General features: G+C 48.4%; 6 protein-coding genes. 1 reads left to right on the forward strand and 5 read right to left on the reverse strand.

The window, feature by feature from the left end; translation table 11 throughout:
* From tssI to LRP49_RS24700, 3 genes are all read right to left on the reverse strand, one after another.
* Positions 1 to 1,350 (reverse strand): type VI secretion system tip protein TssI/VgrG (tssI, locus tag LRP49_RS24690; RefSeq protein WP_274146274.1); only part of this gene is annotated, 1,350 nt, incomplete at its 3' end.
* A gap of 219 nt (positions 1,351 to 1,569) precedes the next feature.
* Complete coding sequence (locus LRP49_RS24695; protein ID WP_274146276.1) at positions 1,570 to 4,206, reverse strand: hybrid sensor histidine kinase/response regulator; 2,637 nt, start codon at positions 4,204 to 4,206, stop codon at positions 1,570 to 1,572.
* Positions 4,207 to 4,221: 15 nt separating this feature from the next.
* Positions 4,222 to 5,085, reverse strand: coding sequence for a phosphate/phosphite/phosphonate ABC transporter substrate-binding protein (locus LRP49_RS24700; protein ID WP_274146277.1), 864 nt, complete (start codon positions 5,083 to 5,085; stop codon positions 4,222 to 4,224).
* 270 nt (positions 5,086 to 5,355) lie between these two features.
* Here LRP49_RS24700 and metC point away from each other — a divergent pair, with 270 nt between their 5' ends.
* Positions 5,356 to 6,543, forward strand: coding sequence for a cystathionine beta-lyase (metC, locus tag LRP49_RS24705; RefSeq protein WP_274146279.1), 1,188 nt, complete (start codon positions 5,356 to 5,358; stop codon positions 6,541 to 6,543).
* A gap of 49 nt (positions 6,544 to 6,592) precedes the next feature.
* On the opposite strand, the gene LRP49_RS24710 is transcribed toward metC, so the two are convergent.
* Positions 6,593 to 7,210: a thioredoxin domain-containing protein gene (locus tag LRP49_RS24710; RefSeq protein ID WP_274146281.1), complete on the reverse strand. Its 618-nt coding sequence runs from the start codon at positions 7,208 to 7,210 to the stop codon at positions 6,593 to 6,595.
* Positions 7,211 to 7,386: 176 nt separating this feature from the next.
* A complete protein-coding gene (locus LRP49_RS24715) occupies positions 7,387 to 14,760 on the reverse strand; it encodes a VCBS domain-containing protein (RefSeq protein WP_274146282.1) in 7,374 nt (2,457 codons plus the stop codon).
* Between the last annotated feature and the right edge of the window lie 25 nt (positions 14,761 to 14,785).

Raw genomic sequence — 14,785 nt, forward strand, 5'->3', positions numbered from 1 at the left:
ACGGCCTGTAACAATCGGTTGGTCAGGGTCGCCTTCTAAGAAAGAGACAATCACTTCATGGCCAACACGGGGAATGGCCATCATGCCATATTGGCTGCCCGCCCAGCCTTGGGAAACACGGACCCAACAGCTTGAGGCATCATCACTATTGCCATAGCGGTCCCACGGGAACTGCACTTTTACACGCCCGTGTTCATCACAGAAAATCTCTTCGCCCTCAGGGCCCGTTACTATGGCGATTTGGGGCCCTTGCACACAAGGTTTCGTCTGCGGGGTTGGTCGCCACGGGCGGTGCGCCGGAATGACCGAGAAGGTATTGTGGAAAGTCGTCATGCCTTCGCAGCCATGCTCTTCTAATGCTTGCGGTTGTGTGCCGTCAAAGGTGGTACTGACGATAGTCCAGTTGCGGTTGTTGGCCTCCTCGGGATGCTCTTCTAGCGTGAAGATGTGTCCGGGGTACAGGGGCAATACATTGCTCGATGCGGTCGCCGTGATGGCATCGCTTCTTAAATGTTCAAGGCGATACTGGGTAAAGGGTTTGCCTGCGCTGTCCGCTTTATAGCGGCCGGGGTAATCAAAGTGTTCATAGGTACCGCGTTGGTAGGCCATCTCTGTGCCCGTGGCGTCATGCAAGAAGCCGTAGGCGGGCTTTTTGAAACTGTAATCTTTCAATTGCGCAGACGACGGTTTTACTTGGGTGATGTTTTGCCAACGTCTAACAAAGGGCGTGGTACTGAGACCACCGGGGTTGACGTTATACAACAAAGGCGAAGGCATGACTGGCAACGTCTGTACCTCATCGGTAAACAGCACGGTGTGGCTGTTTTCATTGTGGTAGAAGGCATAGAACATCCCTTCTTCGGCGGCGAGTCGCTCGACAAAGGCCAAATCTGATTCCCGATACTGCACGCAGTACTCGCGTGGCTCAGGGTTGCCCGAAATTGAAAAGGCATAGTCATCAATGCCCATTTCTTGCAAGAGGATGCTGATAATCTCAGGGACGGTTTTGTGCTGGAAAATACGGCTGTTCTGACGAAGAGAAAGGCGGGCAAGGGCAGGGACTATCTCCACGGTATAAAACGTGTGATGAAACCCCGTATCACCCACCGTGAACTGGCGAACAATGCCATGAATGCGTTGTTGGATTTCCCCGTCTTGCCACAAACGCAGACAGACGTTGCGGTCCATGGTGTCCATCGCCGAGAGGGATTCATCACGACTGGCGAGTTGCACCTGAAAAGAAAACAGGGAAGAGAGGGCGGCGTTACCCGAAAATGCTGTTACCGCGAACGTGTCTTCCGGTAATCCTTCCACCGTGAGTGTAAATTGCAGACCGCTTGGAATTGTCATCGTTGCTTCGACTTCACTGCTTCAACGTAAGTTATAGGAGGAGAATGAAAGCAAGTAGAGAGCCAAGTTTAATGTTCAATAATATCAATATATTAATGTTATATTTTGGAGTGTGAGGCAAACAATGGCTTTAGAAAAAGCAAAAACTCGCCTTCAAAGCAAAAACTCGCTGAGTCGAAAATAGGGCAAGCTGAGCTTTTTAGGGAAAATTTACAGCTATCAGCTGTTTGAGGCGAGGAGGTTTGCTCTGGCAGTGGCGGCTGCGTTAAGTGCTTTAATTAAAAATGCGCGATGAATAGGCTTGGTAAGGTAGTCGTTCATACCCGCTTCTAAAGCAAGCTTCGTATCGTCTAGGTCAGCATGAGCGGACAGCCCGATAATATAGGCTGGGTCGAGACCATGGTAATGTTCAAACTCACGAATCAAACGGGTGAGTTCGTAACCATCTATATCTGGCATTGAAACGTCGGTGAGGAGAATGTCGTATGGCTCACTTCGGTACAATGCAAGGGCTTGCTCACCATTAGAGACAAAGGTCATATCTCGACTTATTTCCTTCAGGTATTGGTGAAGTACCTTCCGGTTGTATTGTACATCGTCGACCACCACGACTTTTAGCCCGCTTATGGCGGGTGAAATAGGAGGGAGAGATTCAGTCAGGTGGACATAAGCAACTTCTTGTTTTATGTCTAGCAACACGCGCAAGGCTGCTAACAGTTGGAGCATACGCAGAGGCTTAGTGATTAACTGCCAATTATTGTCTGTATTGTTTACACGTTGGATGTGCCTAAGATCCGGCAATATCCCTACGCTTGGACAAGGTGTTAAATCGTTAAACGCATTGTACTGCGAGAAGAGAATAACGGCAGCATCGTAGTGACTGCCTCCTATGAGCTGCGTTTGTGTTGTTAGGTATTCGACGGATGATCCCCAATATTCAAAATATCGGCTTAAAATAGAACGGTGCATTGGGTCTGCATTGACAATGGCAATATGCTTGCCAACCAGCGCATTTTTCGTATCCTCATTTTTACCCGTGATGTCAAAGCGTATCGAGAAGGAAAACGTACTGCCTTGCCCTTCTTTGGAGCTGATATTTAATTCTGAATCATGCAGCTGCAATAATCTTTTGGTGATTGAAAGCCCCAAGCCGGTGCCCTCATAACGTCTCGATGAGGAGTTATCCGCTTGTTCAAAGGCGTTAGTTATTTGAGTGACTTTCCCTTCCGGAATACCAATCCCTGTGTCTTCCATGGCAAGCGTCAGAATAATTTGGTCTTGTGTCATTCCTTCATGGGTCACTATCACTTTCACATAGCCGTGCTCTGTGAATTTCACGGCGTTGCCAAGTAAATTGTTTAAAATTTGACGAAGGCGGAATTTGTCTCCAAGGAGTTGAGTAGGAAGATCAGGAGGCAAGTCCAGAACGACGGATAAATCCTTTTTTAGGGCCTCATAGGCGACGAGACTCATCGACTCTTCTATCAAGTCACGTAAACAAAAAGGTTCGTTACTTAGGGAGACTTTGTTTGCTTCTAGTTTAGAAAAGTCGAGAATATCGTTGATGAGAGCGAGCAAGTTTAAAGACGACGAATTGATGATATCAACATACTCATGTTGTTCATCGCTAAGTGTCGTGTCTTGCAGAATGTCGGACATGCCGATGATGCCATTCATTGGCGTTCGGATTTCATGGCTCATATTGGCCAAAAACTCTGACTTCGCTCTTGTAGCTGATTTTGCCTTGGCCAGCGCGGTTTTCAGTTGAACTTCATACTCGTGTCGTTCGCTGACATCTCGGACGATGAAGGCATAGTTATCAGCAACGTTTTCAACAGATAAAATAGGAGAAATAGAAACCTCTAACCAGAGAATAGTGTCTTCATCTTTCTGATACTGGGTCTTAAATTGTCGAGTTTGTACAAGTTCAAACGCCTCGCTGATCGCGGTGCTCCCTTCTGTGTCATTATCATCGTTAATTAACACATCACGAATAAATACGTTTTTAAAACTGGTTTCTTGTTTGCCAAATAACGTGGATATCGCATGGTTTGTCCGTAGAATTCTGCCTTCGGCATCTGTGACTAAATAGCCTTCGTGCGACTGTTCAACCAACTCGGCCAGCATTTTGTTTTGCGCAGCAAGTTGTTTAAATCGATTTTTTTCGTAAGAAATTTCTTGATAGGAATGATAGAGTGCGACGGACATGTCGTTAAACGCTTGCGCAACCTGCGCAACTTCGTCTTTACCCTTTACAGGAATGGTTTCACCAGGACCATTCTCTTGAATAGAGGCAGCACCTGTTTGCAAAGCGGCGAGTTGTCGCGTCAGAAGGGTCCCAAATACAAAAGAGAAAAGAGCGACAAGCGCAATTTCAAGGCCAGCAAGAGAAATACCGTACTTTTGGGCTTGATGAATAAGTTGACTAAAGGACGTAATATCGAGCCCAACTTCAATTTGCCCGACACGCCACTCATCAATGGTGACGTTTCTTTGAACGTCATATATCCCATCGTCGGCTTCGGACGGGGACTGTGAATAATTGGGATTTATGGTTTCTGCGCTGATATTGCTGGCTTCGGCCAAAATCTGTTCTTGGTCGTTTTTAATACGAATGTAAACAATGTCACCTTCCCGGACTGCTTCATCGGCAAATGCCCTTAAATTCGCAAGGTCGGTGGAAATAATGGCGTCTCGTGTTGCGATAGCGAAGGTGTTGGAGAGATATTCGCCGTTATCAATGATCAAACGTTCATTGGAATCTTTTAGCCAAGACAGGCCTGAAGCAACGAGGATTGCAAGCAATATAAGCTCGATAAAAGCAATACCAAGAATTGTCTTCAGGCGAAACGTCATGCTGAAAAACCAAATTTACTTAGGCTTAATAACCGAAATATTCAATGCTCTGACATCATCCCAGTCACTGTTAGATGCGGCTTGGAAACCTGTAATGTTAAGGGCTTTTAACGTCTCTTTTCCCTCATCATTTTGAGAAAGCGCAATAAACGCATTTTGTATACGTGCCCGATCATCATCGGAAACGGAAGGATGTGTCGCAACCGCATGCGGGGTATACCCCTTCGTTGTGTGAAGAACCCGTAAGTTTTCCTTTGTTTCAGAAGGAGCTGCGCCTAAGGTGCGTACAATTCCGCCTCCTGCGCTGAAGAGGCCATCAGACACACTGATATATGACGAGTCGTGCGAGCCGACATAATGTGGCGTGAATTCGACTCCTTGATTTTTCAATGTGGCCTGAGTAAGCAAGGTTGCCGCGAAGGCGGCAGGTGCTGGAAACGCCACATTTTGCCCGTGTAGATCATTGAGGCCTTCAATTTCAGAGTTTTTACTGACAACCAAAATCCCTTTAATTTTCTTGTCTTTCGCATGTGCAACCGCTTGATAACCTGGTGATTCATTAAACACGGTAAAATGATAGGGGTTCATGTAGGCAATGTCGTACATTCCCTGCGCCAGCCGTCGCTCAAACTCGGGAATATTGGGGGCTGTTGCAAAGCGTATCTGAATGCCCGTCATTTTCGTGATCTTCCTTATGACAGGGCTCCAGTCTCTGATCAGCTTGGCGGATGACTGCTGAGGGACTACGCCAAACACAAGCGGTTTTGAAGACGATGCGAGTGATACAGGGGACGTAAATGAAAAAACAAACGCGATAACGGTGAGAAGCAGGGATGATGAAAAAGTGGTTTTCGTTCTTGGGCTTCTTGCGCTAGTCATTTCAAATCTCCCTTTTAGTTTCAATGCAATAAATATAGTACAGGGTATGACGAGCGTAGGCGTACCTAGGCAATAGTTGAGCGGTGACGTTCGGTTTTGTCGAACAGGCAACATTTTCTTTGTTGGGATATCAGGGTTACATCTATCGGATGTTTAGAGATAGAGGCTTGCTTTCGCTGTTTTTTACTAAAAGCTAAGGTACCATGCGTAAATTGATGCGGACTTATGAAAGATTCGCTTAACGTTCTGGCTAATTTGAAAAGGAATTTCATGTCATCCGATAAACTCAGTACCTTGTTAGTAAATGCTGGTAGAAAAGAAAAGTACTGCAAAGGTGGTGTAAACAGCGTCATTCAGCGAGCATCTTCACTTGTTTTCGAGTCGGTTGAGCAAAAAAAATTCGCAACAAAACACCGAGGTGAGCGCGAGCTGTTTTATGGGCGACGAGGTACACTGACTCACTTTTCGTTTCAAGATGCGATGACGGAGCTGGAAGGTGGGGCTGGGTGCGTTCTTTACCCTTGTGGTGCGGCTGCGATAGCAAATTCCATCTTGTCGTTTGTTAAAACCGGTGACAACGTTCTGATGACAGGTGGTGCCTACGAGCCGACACAAGCATTTTGTGACACCATCCTAAACGACATGGGTGTCTCGACGACATATTACGATCCCATGATGGGCGCAGATATTGCCAAGCTCATGACACCACAAACAACGGTGGTTTTTTTAGAAGCTCCCAGTTCAATTACGATGGAAGTGCCGGATATCCCAGCCATCGTAAATGCGGTGCGGGCAGCGAATCCTACAGCTATTATCATGATTGATAATACATGGGCAGCGGGGGTCTTATTTAAGGCTCTTGAGCATGATATCGACATCTCAATTCAAGCGGGAACCAAATACATTGTTGGGCACTCTGATGCAATGATTGGCACGGCTGTAGCCAATGCCAAGTGTTGGGAGCGACTGAGAGAGCGTTCGTACCTGATGGGGCAAATGGTAGATGCCGATACTGCATATATGGCAGCGCGCGGTCTGCGAACGATGGGCGTTCGTCTTAAACAGCATCATGAAAACGGTTTGGCAGTAGCAAAATGGCTCAGTCAACGTCCTGAAGTCGAGAGAGTAAATCATCCTGCTTTGCCGGAAGCGAAAGGGCACGAAAATTATCAACGTGACTTTTCTGGAAGCTGTGGCCTGTTTTCTTTTGTCCTGAAGGAGAAGTTAACCCAAGCACAGATTGCCCATTATCTGGATAACTTCTCTCATTTCAGTATGGCGTACTCATGGGGTGGCTATGAGTCTTTGATCCTGACAAATCAACCTGAAGAGCTAAATGCAATTCGCCCAGCGGGCCCCGTGGATTTTACCGGAACACTGGTTCGTGTTCATATCGGTTTGGAAGATGTTGATGACCTGATTGAAGATCTAAAAGCAGGTTTTGAACGACTAAGATAAGCAAAAACGGCACCTTAAAGGTGCCGTTTTTCATTGGATGTGGTTCAGTTTAATTCTTTTTATTCAGAAGCGTTTTTAGCGTATCTGCTAAATCCGCGGCACTTGCATGCGCATTGGTGTGAACAAGGTATTTACCATTAACCAGAAACGCTGGTACGGATGTGATGCCCGACTCCACGGTGATTTGATCCGCACGTTCGATTTCCGCAAACATGTTTTCTTGTTGCGCCTCATCCAAATCATAAGGGCTTGTTAAACCATACTTGGCAAACAAGGCTGACAGTGTCTTTTTGTTGTCTTCTACGGATTCAGTTTGCTGCTCTTGGACATACTTAAATAAGTCTTTAACCAATGCTTCTGACGGGTTGCCATTGGTTTGCGAGATAGCTGAGTAGTAAATCAACGCGGCAAATGTTGAGCTTTCGTTGAAGGTTACGTGTGATTTGCCAACCTTTTCCCCCACTGCTTGTTCAATCGCAGGAATTGCATCTTCCATCGCGCGACAGCCACCACAAGACAGACTGAAAATCTCGTTGATCGCAGGAACATTCGTCACGGTCACTGGCGTTTCAAGTGTGGTGTATTTTGGCGTGTCCTTAGGCTCATCACTGCAAGCGGTCAGGGCGATGGCGGCAAAAAGAGGGAGAAAAAGGTGTTTAAGTTTCATTTGTTGGCTTCGCTCTATAACGCACAATCGATAGATTGTACGCAAAATTCTTAGTGGCTGGATTATAGCGGCATCTTGTGTGGGTAAAAGCAAAATAAATGTAAAAAAGCCGGTCTACAATGTGACCGGCAAACGAAAGCGCAAGGCTCTTATGTCTCCCTTTCGGGAGGGTATGGTTAATCTATGATCATCTTGCTTTGCATTATCATGGCATCAATGACTGAACTGCTGATTTGCTCAGACGTCATGCCGCTGATGTCGACGCTGTAGGCACTGGCCATGTCTTCGACACTCATGTTGTCAAAGACAACCTGTTGGTCCACATTTCCATCGCCGTTAGACGAAATGCTCAACATCGCGTGCCCTTCGCCGTCATCGACGATGGATAGGTAGCTTTCGAGCGTGTCCTCGGTTTCGTTGTTGAGCAGGTCTGAAAGATTCAACGCATCATGTGCGACATCGAAATCTGCGATATGATCAACGGCGGAGTTATTCACTGAGCCTTGTTCTCCACTCAGGAAAGCAAAGGTATCAGACCCACTGCCACCCGCCATCAGGTCGTTTCCGGCACCGCCAAATATGAGGTCATCACCTAGGCCTCCATCAATGATGTCAGCACCTGAGTTACCATAGATTATGTCGTTTCCAGCATTACCGAGCAGTACATCTGCGGTATCGCTGCCTGCCACTCGGTCATTGCTGTCGCTGCCAGAGAAGGTGATATCATCCAGTGCAATAACATCGGATAGTGAGTTGCTGACGCTGTCTAATACAGCGTTGCTAACTGCACTCTCTGAACCACCAATTGTCACGTTAACTTGTGTTTGCGCGCCATTCGTTGCGGTCAGTGTGATAACTTCGTTTACCGTATCATGATCACCAAGTGACGGGGTCGAGCGTGGGTCTAGGGTGTATGTCCAGTTTCCGTTAACCAATGCCAGCGAGCCGTATTGCCCGTTAACAGTAGTATCGGCAAAGGTGGCTTGGCTTTCATTTCCATCCAAGTCCACAATCGACAGCGTTCCCCTTGCTTCCAGTGATGCTCCGCCGAGGTCTGTGAAATCCGAATAAGACATGGATGTGGGTTGATTTGGTGTATCTCTCACGTAATCCATGGTTAGCCCTGGCGTTATCTGAGGGCCATCAATTTGAACGATTACACGACCTTGTTCGTTTGCGTCGTATATGAAGCTGCCATCTCTGTCCAAGTCCACATCGAACACTGCGAAGGAATAGATATTACCAGCACTGTCTTGATAATCGAGTTGGTAGTCGTAGGTGGCGACGTACAGCACGCCATTGATCTCGACTTTTTGGTTGGAATCTTGCGAGTATTCGTTCCTATACGTATCGCCGTCAACACGATTGTCATTGTCGTAAAAGCGAATGGTTGACCCTGAGTCATTAAAGCGGAACGTAGGCTCGTTACCGTAATACTGCATGTCACCACCCGAATAGGTGTAGCCTTCATTCAAAACAAAGGCATTGTTGATATCAACGTATTCTTGAGTGACGGTATCTGGCGCAACAATGGCTGCGTTGTTTGTTCCAACGACAAATGGGTTGTCGTTGGTGCCTGATATTGAAATGTTAATATTCTGAACGGTGCCATCAGTGGCCGTTAATGTAATCGAGTCTGTCACGTGATCTGTGCTTGACAGTACCTCGGCTTTTACATCATCCAACTCATAGGTCCACACCCCATCAGACAGAGTCAGAATGCCGTACTCACCTTCGATCGTTGTGTTTAAGAACTCTGGCGTGTCGTCTGCATCCGGGTCATTTATCGCAATCGAACCGCTAACGGTGACGCTATCACCGTAATCGCCTTCGGTGACTGCACCTGTAAATACGCCAGTTACAACGGGAGCATCGTCCGTACCTTCGAGCGCAATGACGATTTCGTGCTTGCCTCCTTCTGAGTCGGTGATGATGATTGTTTCTAGTGTTTCATCGTCAATTTGAGTCTTTTTGCTGTCATCGAAGGTGTATGTCCAATTCCCATTGGTAAGCACCAGTGTGCCATATTCGCCTTGAACTGTAGTGTTAGGCAGCGTTGGGTTATCAGCGGAATCCACATCGGACACCGAGATCGAACCGCTCGCAGTAACGGCTTGCGTTTGTTGTTGACTCGCGGTCACTGTGAAGGTGACATCGTTGAAGTCTCTGTCGCCGCCACCGAGAATGTCTTCCCAGCGAGATGACGTGCCGGAGTTCTGCTCATAATCAAAACCGCTGCCATTTTTCGATGATTCAGAGACGAATGTCGTGCCAGAGGCTCTGCCTTGTGTTGCTGTGACGCCGTTGCCGGAGAAGTTTAGGGTGACACTGCCGTTGTTAAACCCTTGGCTATTGCCATTTGGGATCATAAACAGTCCGACTTTTTCGCCGCCTGCAGTGTTGATGTTGATACTCGTACCATTGGTGTTGTGTGCGTTGTCGAACAAAATCGCTGAGCGAACCACATTACCGCTGCCATCGAGCACATAGTAACCGACGCTGTTTTGGTAGGCGGCACTGGTCTGAACGTTACTGATGTTGAGATACATGCTATCGCCGTCTCCCACATCCCATGTTCCATTGCTGTCGCGGCTGAGCGTTGTATTAAAGGTGTTTGACGTAAAGTTGCTGATGGTACTTGTGGTGTCTCCAGATAGGACGGCCGCATCATCAGAGCCCGTGATGTTGATAACGACTTCCTGTTCAGTGCCGTCAGATGCGGTCACTGTAAAAGTATCAGTCACTTGTTGGTCTGCATTCAGGCTATCGGCTTTGCTGTTATCGAGTGTATACGTCCATTCTCCATTGACCATTGAGAAACTGCCATAGTCCCCAGTTTGCGTGCTGTTCAGAAGCGTAACTGTGCTGTCCTCATCCGAAACTGACAAGGTCCCGCTGGTTGATATGACATCACCGAGATCACCTTCCGAGACGTTGCCGGAGGTTGTTCCCGAGATAACAGCAGCATCGTCTGTCCCCGTTAGCGTTATGCTAATCACCTGCTCTGTTCCGTCACTTGCCGTCACTGTGATTTCTTCTAGGGCGGTTTCATTTTCTGCTAGTGATTGCACCGCGTTTGAATCAACGGTGTAAGTCCATGCGCCATTTGCCGCGATGGTCAATGAACCATAGTCTCCAGAGATCGTGGAGTTGGTGAAAGTGGGGGCTTGGTTACTGTCAGGGTCGGTGATGGTCAGCGTACCCGATGCGGTTTGTGCGCCCACATCTTCGGTAATTGCGCCCGTTGTATCGCCGGTAACAACTGGACGAGCATCGGTTCCGGTGACAGTGATAACAATGTCTTGCGTCGTCCCGTCTGAGGCCGTCAGCGTGATGGTGTCTAGGGCTGTTTGGTCTTCCCCAAGGCTTGCAGACTTGCTTTCATCCAGTGTGTAGGTCCATGTTCCATCGGTCAGAACGAGGGTACCGTACTGGCCTTCAACCGTGGTATTGGCAAAAGAGGGCGTGTCGTCGGCATCGATATCAGAGATGGCAATTGAGCCCGATACGGTAACCTCTTCAGGTGTGCCTATGTCCAATTTGACCGTCGCGGCGTTGCCATCAGCATCAACAAGGAAGTAACTACCATCCGCTGTTTGAACAATGACAGGAGGAGTATAGTCGTTCTCGATACCGGCAATGTGCCCTTGATGAACCAAATCGCCATCGCTTGATAGGGTGTAGAGATCAACGCCAGATGTTTCATTTGGGGTAACAAAGACAGGGACGCCGTCGATGTATCCCGCTGTTGACATATACGCGCCAGCCCCTGTGTGGGTATCGGTCAGTGAGAGCGAACCGTCAGAGCTCACCTCAAAGACAGACGTTTCGCCACTGCTGCTGCTTGAAACAATCGCGTAGGTTGTACCGTCTGCATTTTGGTAGAAGTTAACCGCACTGCCGCCACCTGCGGTGACAGACTCGCTGTCCACTTGGGTCAAGTTGCCGTCTGCGCTGTTTACCGAGTAGAGACTGACACCGCCGTTACCACTGGCGACAACGAACGCGTTTCCATCAACAGAAATAATATCGATACCTGACACGCCGTCGATGGACGCGATGGACGTTCCGGTTTCTTGCAGGCTACCTGTCTCCGCATCAAAAGTCAGAATGTCGATGGTGTCACTCTGAGGACGGCTGACGTACACGAGATCCGTGCCATCTTCGGCTTCGAAAACCACACTCTCACGCACGATACCACCGCGTATGCCTGGCTGCGAATGCCCGAACTGAGAAAGCCCACCATTCAATGATAACTGCCCGTCAGGGGAAATTTCCCATGTCGTGATAGACCCGCTGTTTTGTGATGTCAGGAAGAGGATTTCTTGACCATCAATGCTTTGCACGTTGGATTGGTGTAATCCACTGCCCAGCGCTTTGGGTGCGATACCTTCACTTTGGAGTAGCGACGTAATATCACCAAGCGATTGGCTGATCACCGTGCCCGCTGATTGGTCATACGTGATGCGGTCAGTCTCTGTGAGTGACCCATCGTTTTCGACACGAGAAATGATGGTGACACCATTCACGCTGAATTGCGTTGATATTACATAAGGCACGCCATCAATGGTGGTGGTGGTCGTTGTCCAGCCACTATTGCTGTCTGACGAGACCGCATCGCCATCGGCTGAAATGCTGCTCCCGCCTTCCACATCAATTTTAAATCCTCCGGCATCAACGCTGCCGGACGTTGTCCCTGTAACAACAGCGGCATTATCAGTACCTACAACAGAGACCACGATGTCATGGGTAGACCCGTCGGAGGCGGTGAGGGTAAAGGTATCTGTTTCGGTTTGCCCCTCCGGCAGTGGCTGTGCTTTTGCCGGGTCAACGGTGTAGGTCCAATTGCCATTGGTCAGCGAGAAGGTACCGTAGTCACCGACAATAGAGGTATTCGCAATGGTGGTTGTGTCACCGGTATCTGGGTCAACAACGGTGATCGTGCCTGAGGTGAAAGCGTCTGAATCGCTGACTGTGCCAGTGGCGTCGCCAGTGATCGAAGCAAGGTCGTTTGTGCCAGTGAGAGTTATGGTTACATTCTGTGTCGTGCCGTCCGTCGCTGTAACTGTGAATACATCTGTATCTTCAACACCATGCCCTAGAGGCTGTGCTTTTTCGGGGTCGACAGTGTAGGTCCAATTCCCTTCAACAAGTACCAGCGTGCCGTATTCGCCAATTAATGTTGTATTGATGAAGCTTGGGTTCTCACCCTCATCAATATCCGTGATGGTGAGAGAACCAGTAACGGTCAGTGTTTGTTTCTCTGGTGGCGTTGTCTCACTACCCTCTGAACTTAACGATATGCTTGAAACCGGAGATACGTTGCCATCGGAATCTACGGCTTGATAAGTAAGCGAGGTAGTTGGTTGTGCATTGATGACCTCGACACCTTGCACCACATAGTTACTGACTTCAGGAGATTCAACGTAAAGGCGCAGTTCATCGAAACCGTCGCTGTTAGTAATATTGATAACCGCTTCACCAGAACCATCATAAAGATCATCAAACGCATATTCGCCAACGACCTCACCGTCTTTTACTGCGAGCACTATTACCGTGGCATTCACGCCATCGGCATCGTAGTGGCCCCACAGACTGCCTAAACTGACATTCGCATCAGTAATGTTGAGTGCTTCTCCGAAATCAACGACGAGGGCTTCATTGCTGTTAGCATTAATTTCCTTGTCTGCACCTATACCTACGCCCATTTCAGCATTCGCGTCATCAAACACCAATGTGGTTTCGCTTAACGTGCTGTTGGCATCAGGTTTATCCCCGGTAAAGATAACGCCAGAGAGTGTTATTCCGTTTTCTATGATCTGCGTTTGAGAGTCAGATGTGATATCAGTTTCGGTATAAAGGGCAGAAGGTAATTGAGGTTTAAACACGAATTGCGTGCTGTCTGGCAGGGTTTGATCAAGCGCGACTTCTACCTCGTTGTTGTTTTCATCAAGGAAGTAAAGCGTGCCACCTTCAGGCAATGAGGTGATTTTCACTGAAGTCGTTCTATCGTCGGACTCACTGGCGTCATCAAGCGCATCTGTCGCGTACTCTGCCAAAGAGAAAACTACATTGTTTGTATTTGTTTCGGGGGTGAATACGGCGTCGCTACTGGTGGGGGTGTCGGTGCTTAAATCGAGTGTGCCCGACGTGTCACCTGTGATCACAGCGGCATCGTCAGTCCCTGTAATGGTGATCACGATGTCTTGGGTAGTGCCGTCAGACGCCGTGACTGTGATAGTGTCGGTGGCAGTATCGCCGTCAGCCAACGATTGAATGGATGTGCTGTCAGCGGTGTAGGTCCATGCGCCATCGACGAGCGTTAAAGAGCCGTATTCCCCAGCCAAGGTGCCATTTGGAATGGTTGGCGTTTGTCCGCTATCGGGGTCAGTTATTGTGATCGTTCCAGAAGCAGTTTGTGCGCCCGTATCCTCTGTAATACTGCCTGAGATATCCCCCGCGATAATCGAGTCGTCATCGGTCCCAGAAAGACTGATGGTAATGTCTTGTGTTGTGCCGTCGCTGGCAGTGAGAGTAATAACATCTTGGACGTTGTCATCTGCTCCAAGAGATTGGAGTTTTCCGCGATCTGCTGTGTATGTCCACTCGCCGTCTGTCAGCGTGAGTGAGCCATATTCACCGGCAATGGTGGTGTTGGTGAACGTGGGAGTGTCATCGCTGTCGATATCCGTGATTGCAATGGTCCCACTCACTGTAACCGGAGCAGCAATGTCTTCGTAATTTAGACTGTCGATATTATTGTAGGAATTTGCGACGAGCTCTAGCGTGGTATCCGGTGTGATTTCAGGACCGCTGAGCTGGATCAGTACTTTTCCGTTATCCGGAAGCGAATTGTAGTTATTCCCGTCGGCGTTGGTGTCAACATCGACAATGGCCATGGTATAGATGTTGCCCTGCGCATCGGAGTATTGCAGCGTATAGTCGAGGTTCGCAGGGTAAGTAACGCCATTAAGTTCAATGGATTGTGAGCTGTCGTTGGTGAATTCGTTGCGAATGTTATCACCATCAAGACGTGTATCGTTGTCGTTGAAAGTGACGTTAACTCCACCGCTACTGAAGTTGATCGACGGCGGGAAATTAAAGGTATGGAATTCGCCGGAATCTACGTTGAAGTTTTCATCCATGATGAACGCATTACCAACGGTCATCGTGGAGAGTGAGTCCGTTGAGATGGAGCCCGTTGTGGTTCCAGTTACGACTGCGGCTTGGTCGCTACCTTCAACATTGACTGTGATTTGGTGAGTAGAGCCGTCAGACGCCGTTAAGGTAAAGGTGTCGTTTGCAGATTCGCCATCAGGCAAGACTTGGGCTTTGTCAGGATCGACCGTGTAAGTCCAATCGCCATCGGTCAGCGTGAGGCTGCCGTATTCCCCTTCAATGCTGGTGTTGCTGATGGTTGGGTTTTCACCGCTATCTGCATCACTGATGCTGATCGAACCAGACACCGTGGTGCCTTGGTCTGTGGTATTGCCCGTGGTATCACCTGTGATCACAGCGGCATCGTCAGTCCCTGTGATTGTGATAACGATGTCTTGGGTCGTGCCGTCAGACGCC

It is taken from the genome of Enterovibrio qingdaonensis, from assembly GCF_028683135.1.
Lineage (GTDB): Bacteria > Pseudomonadota > Gammaproteobacteria > Enterobacterales > Vibrionaceae > Enterovibrio > Enterovibrio qingdaonensis.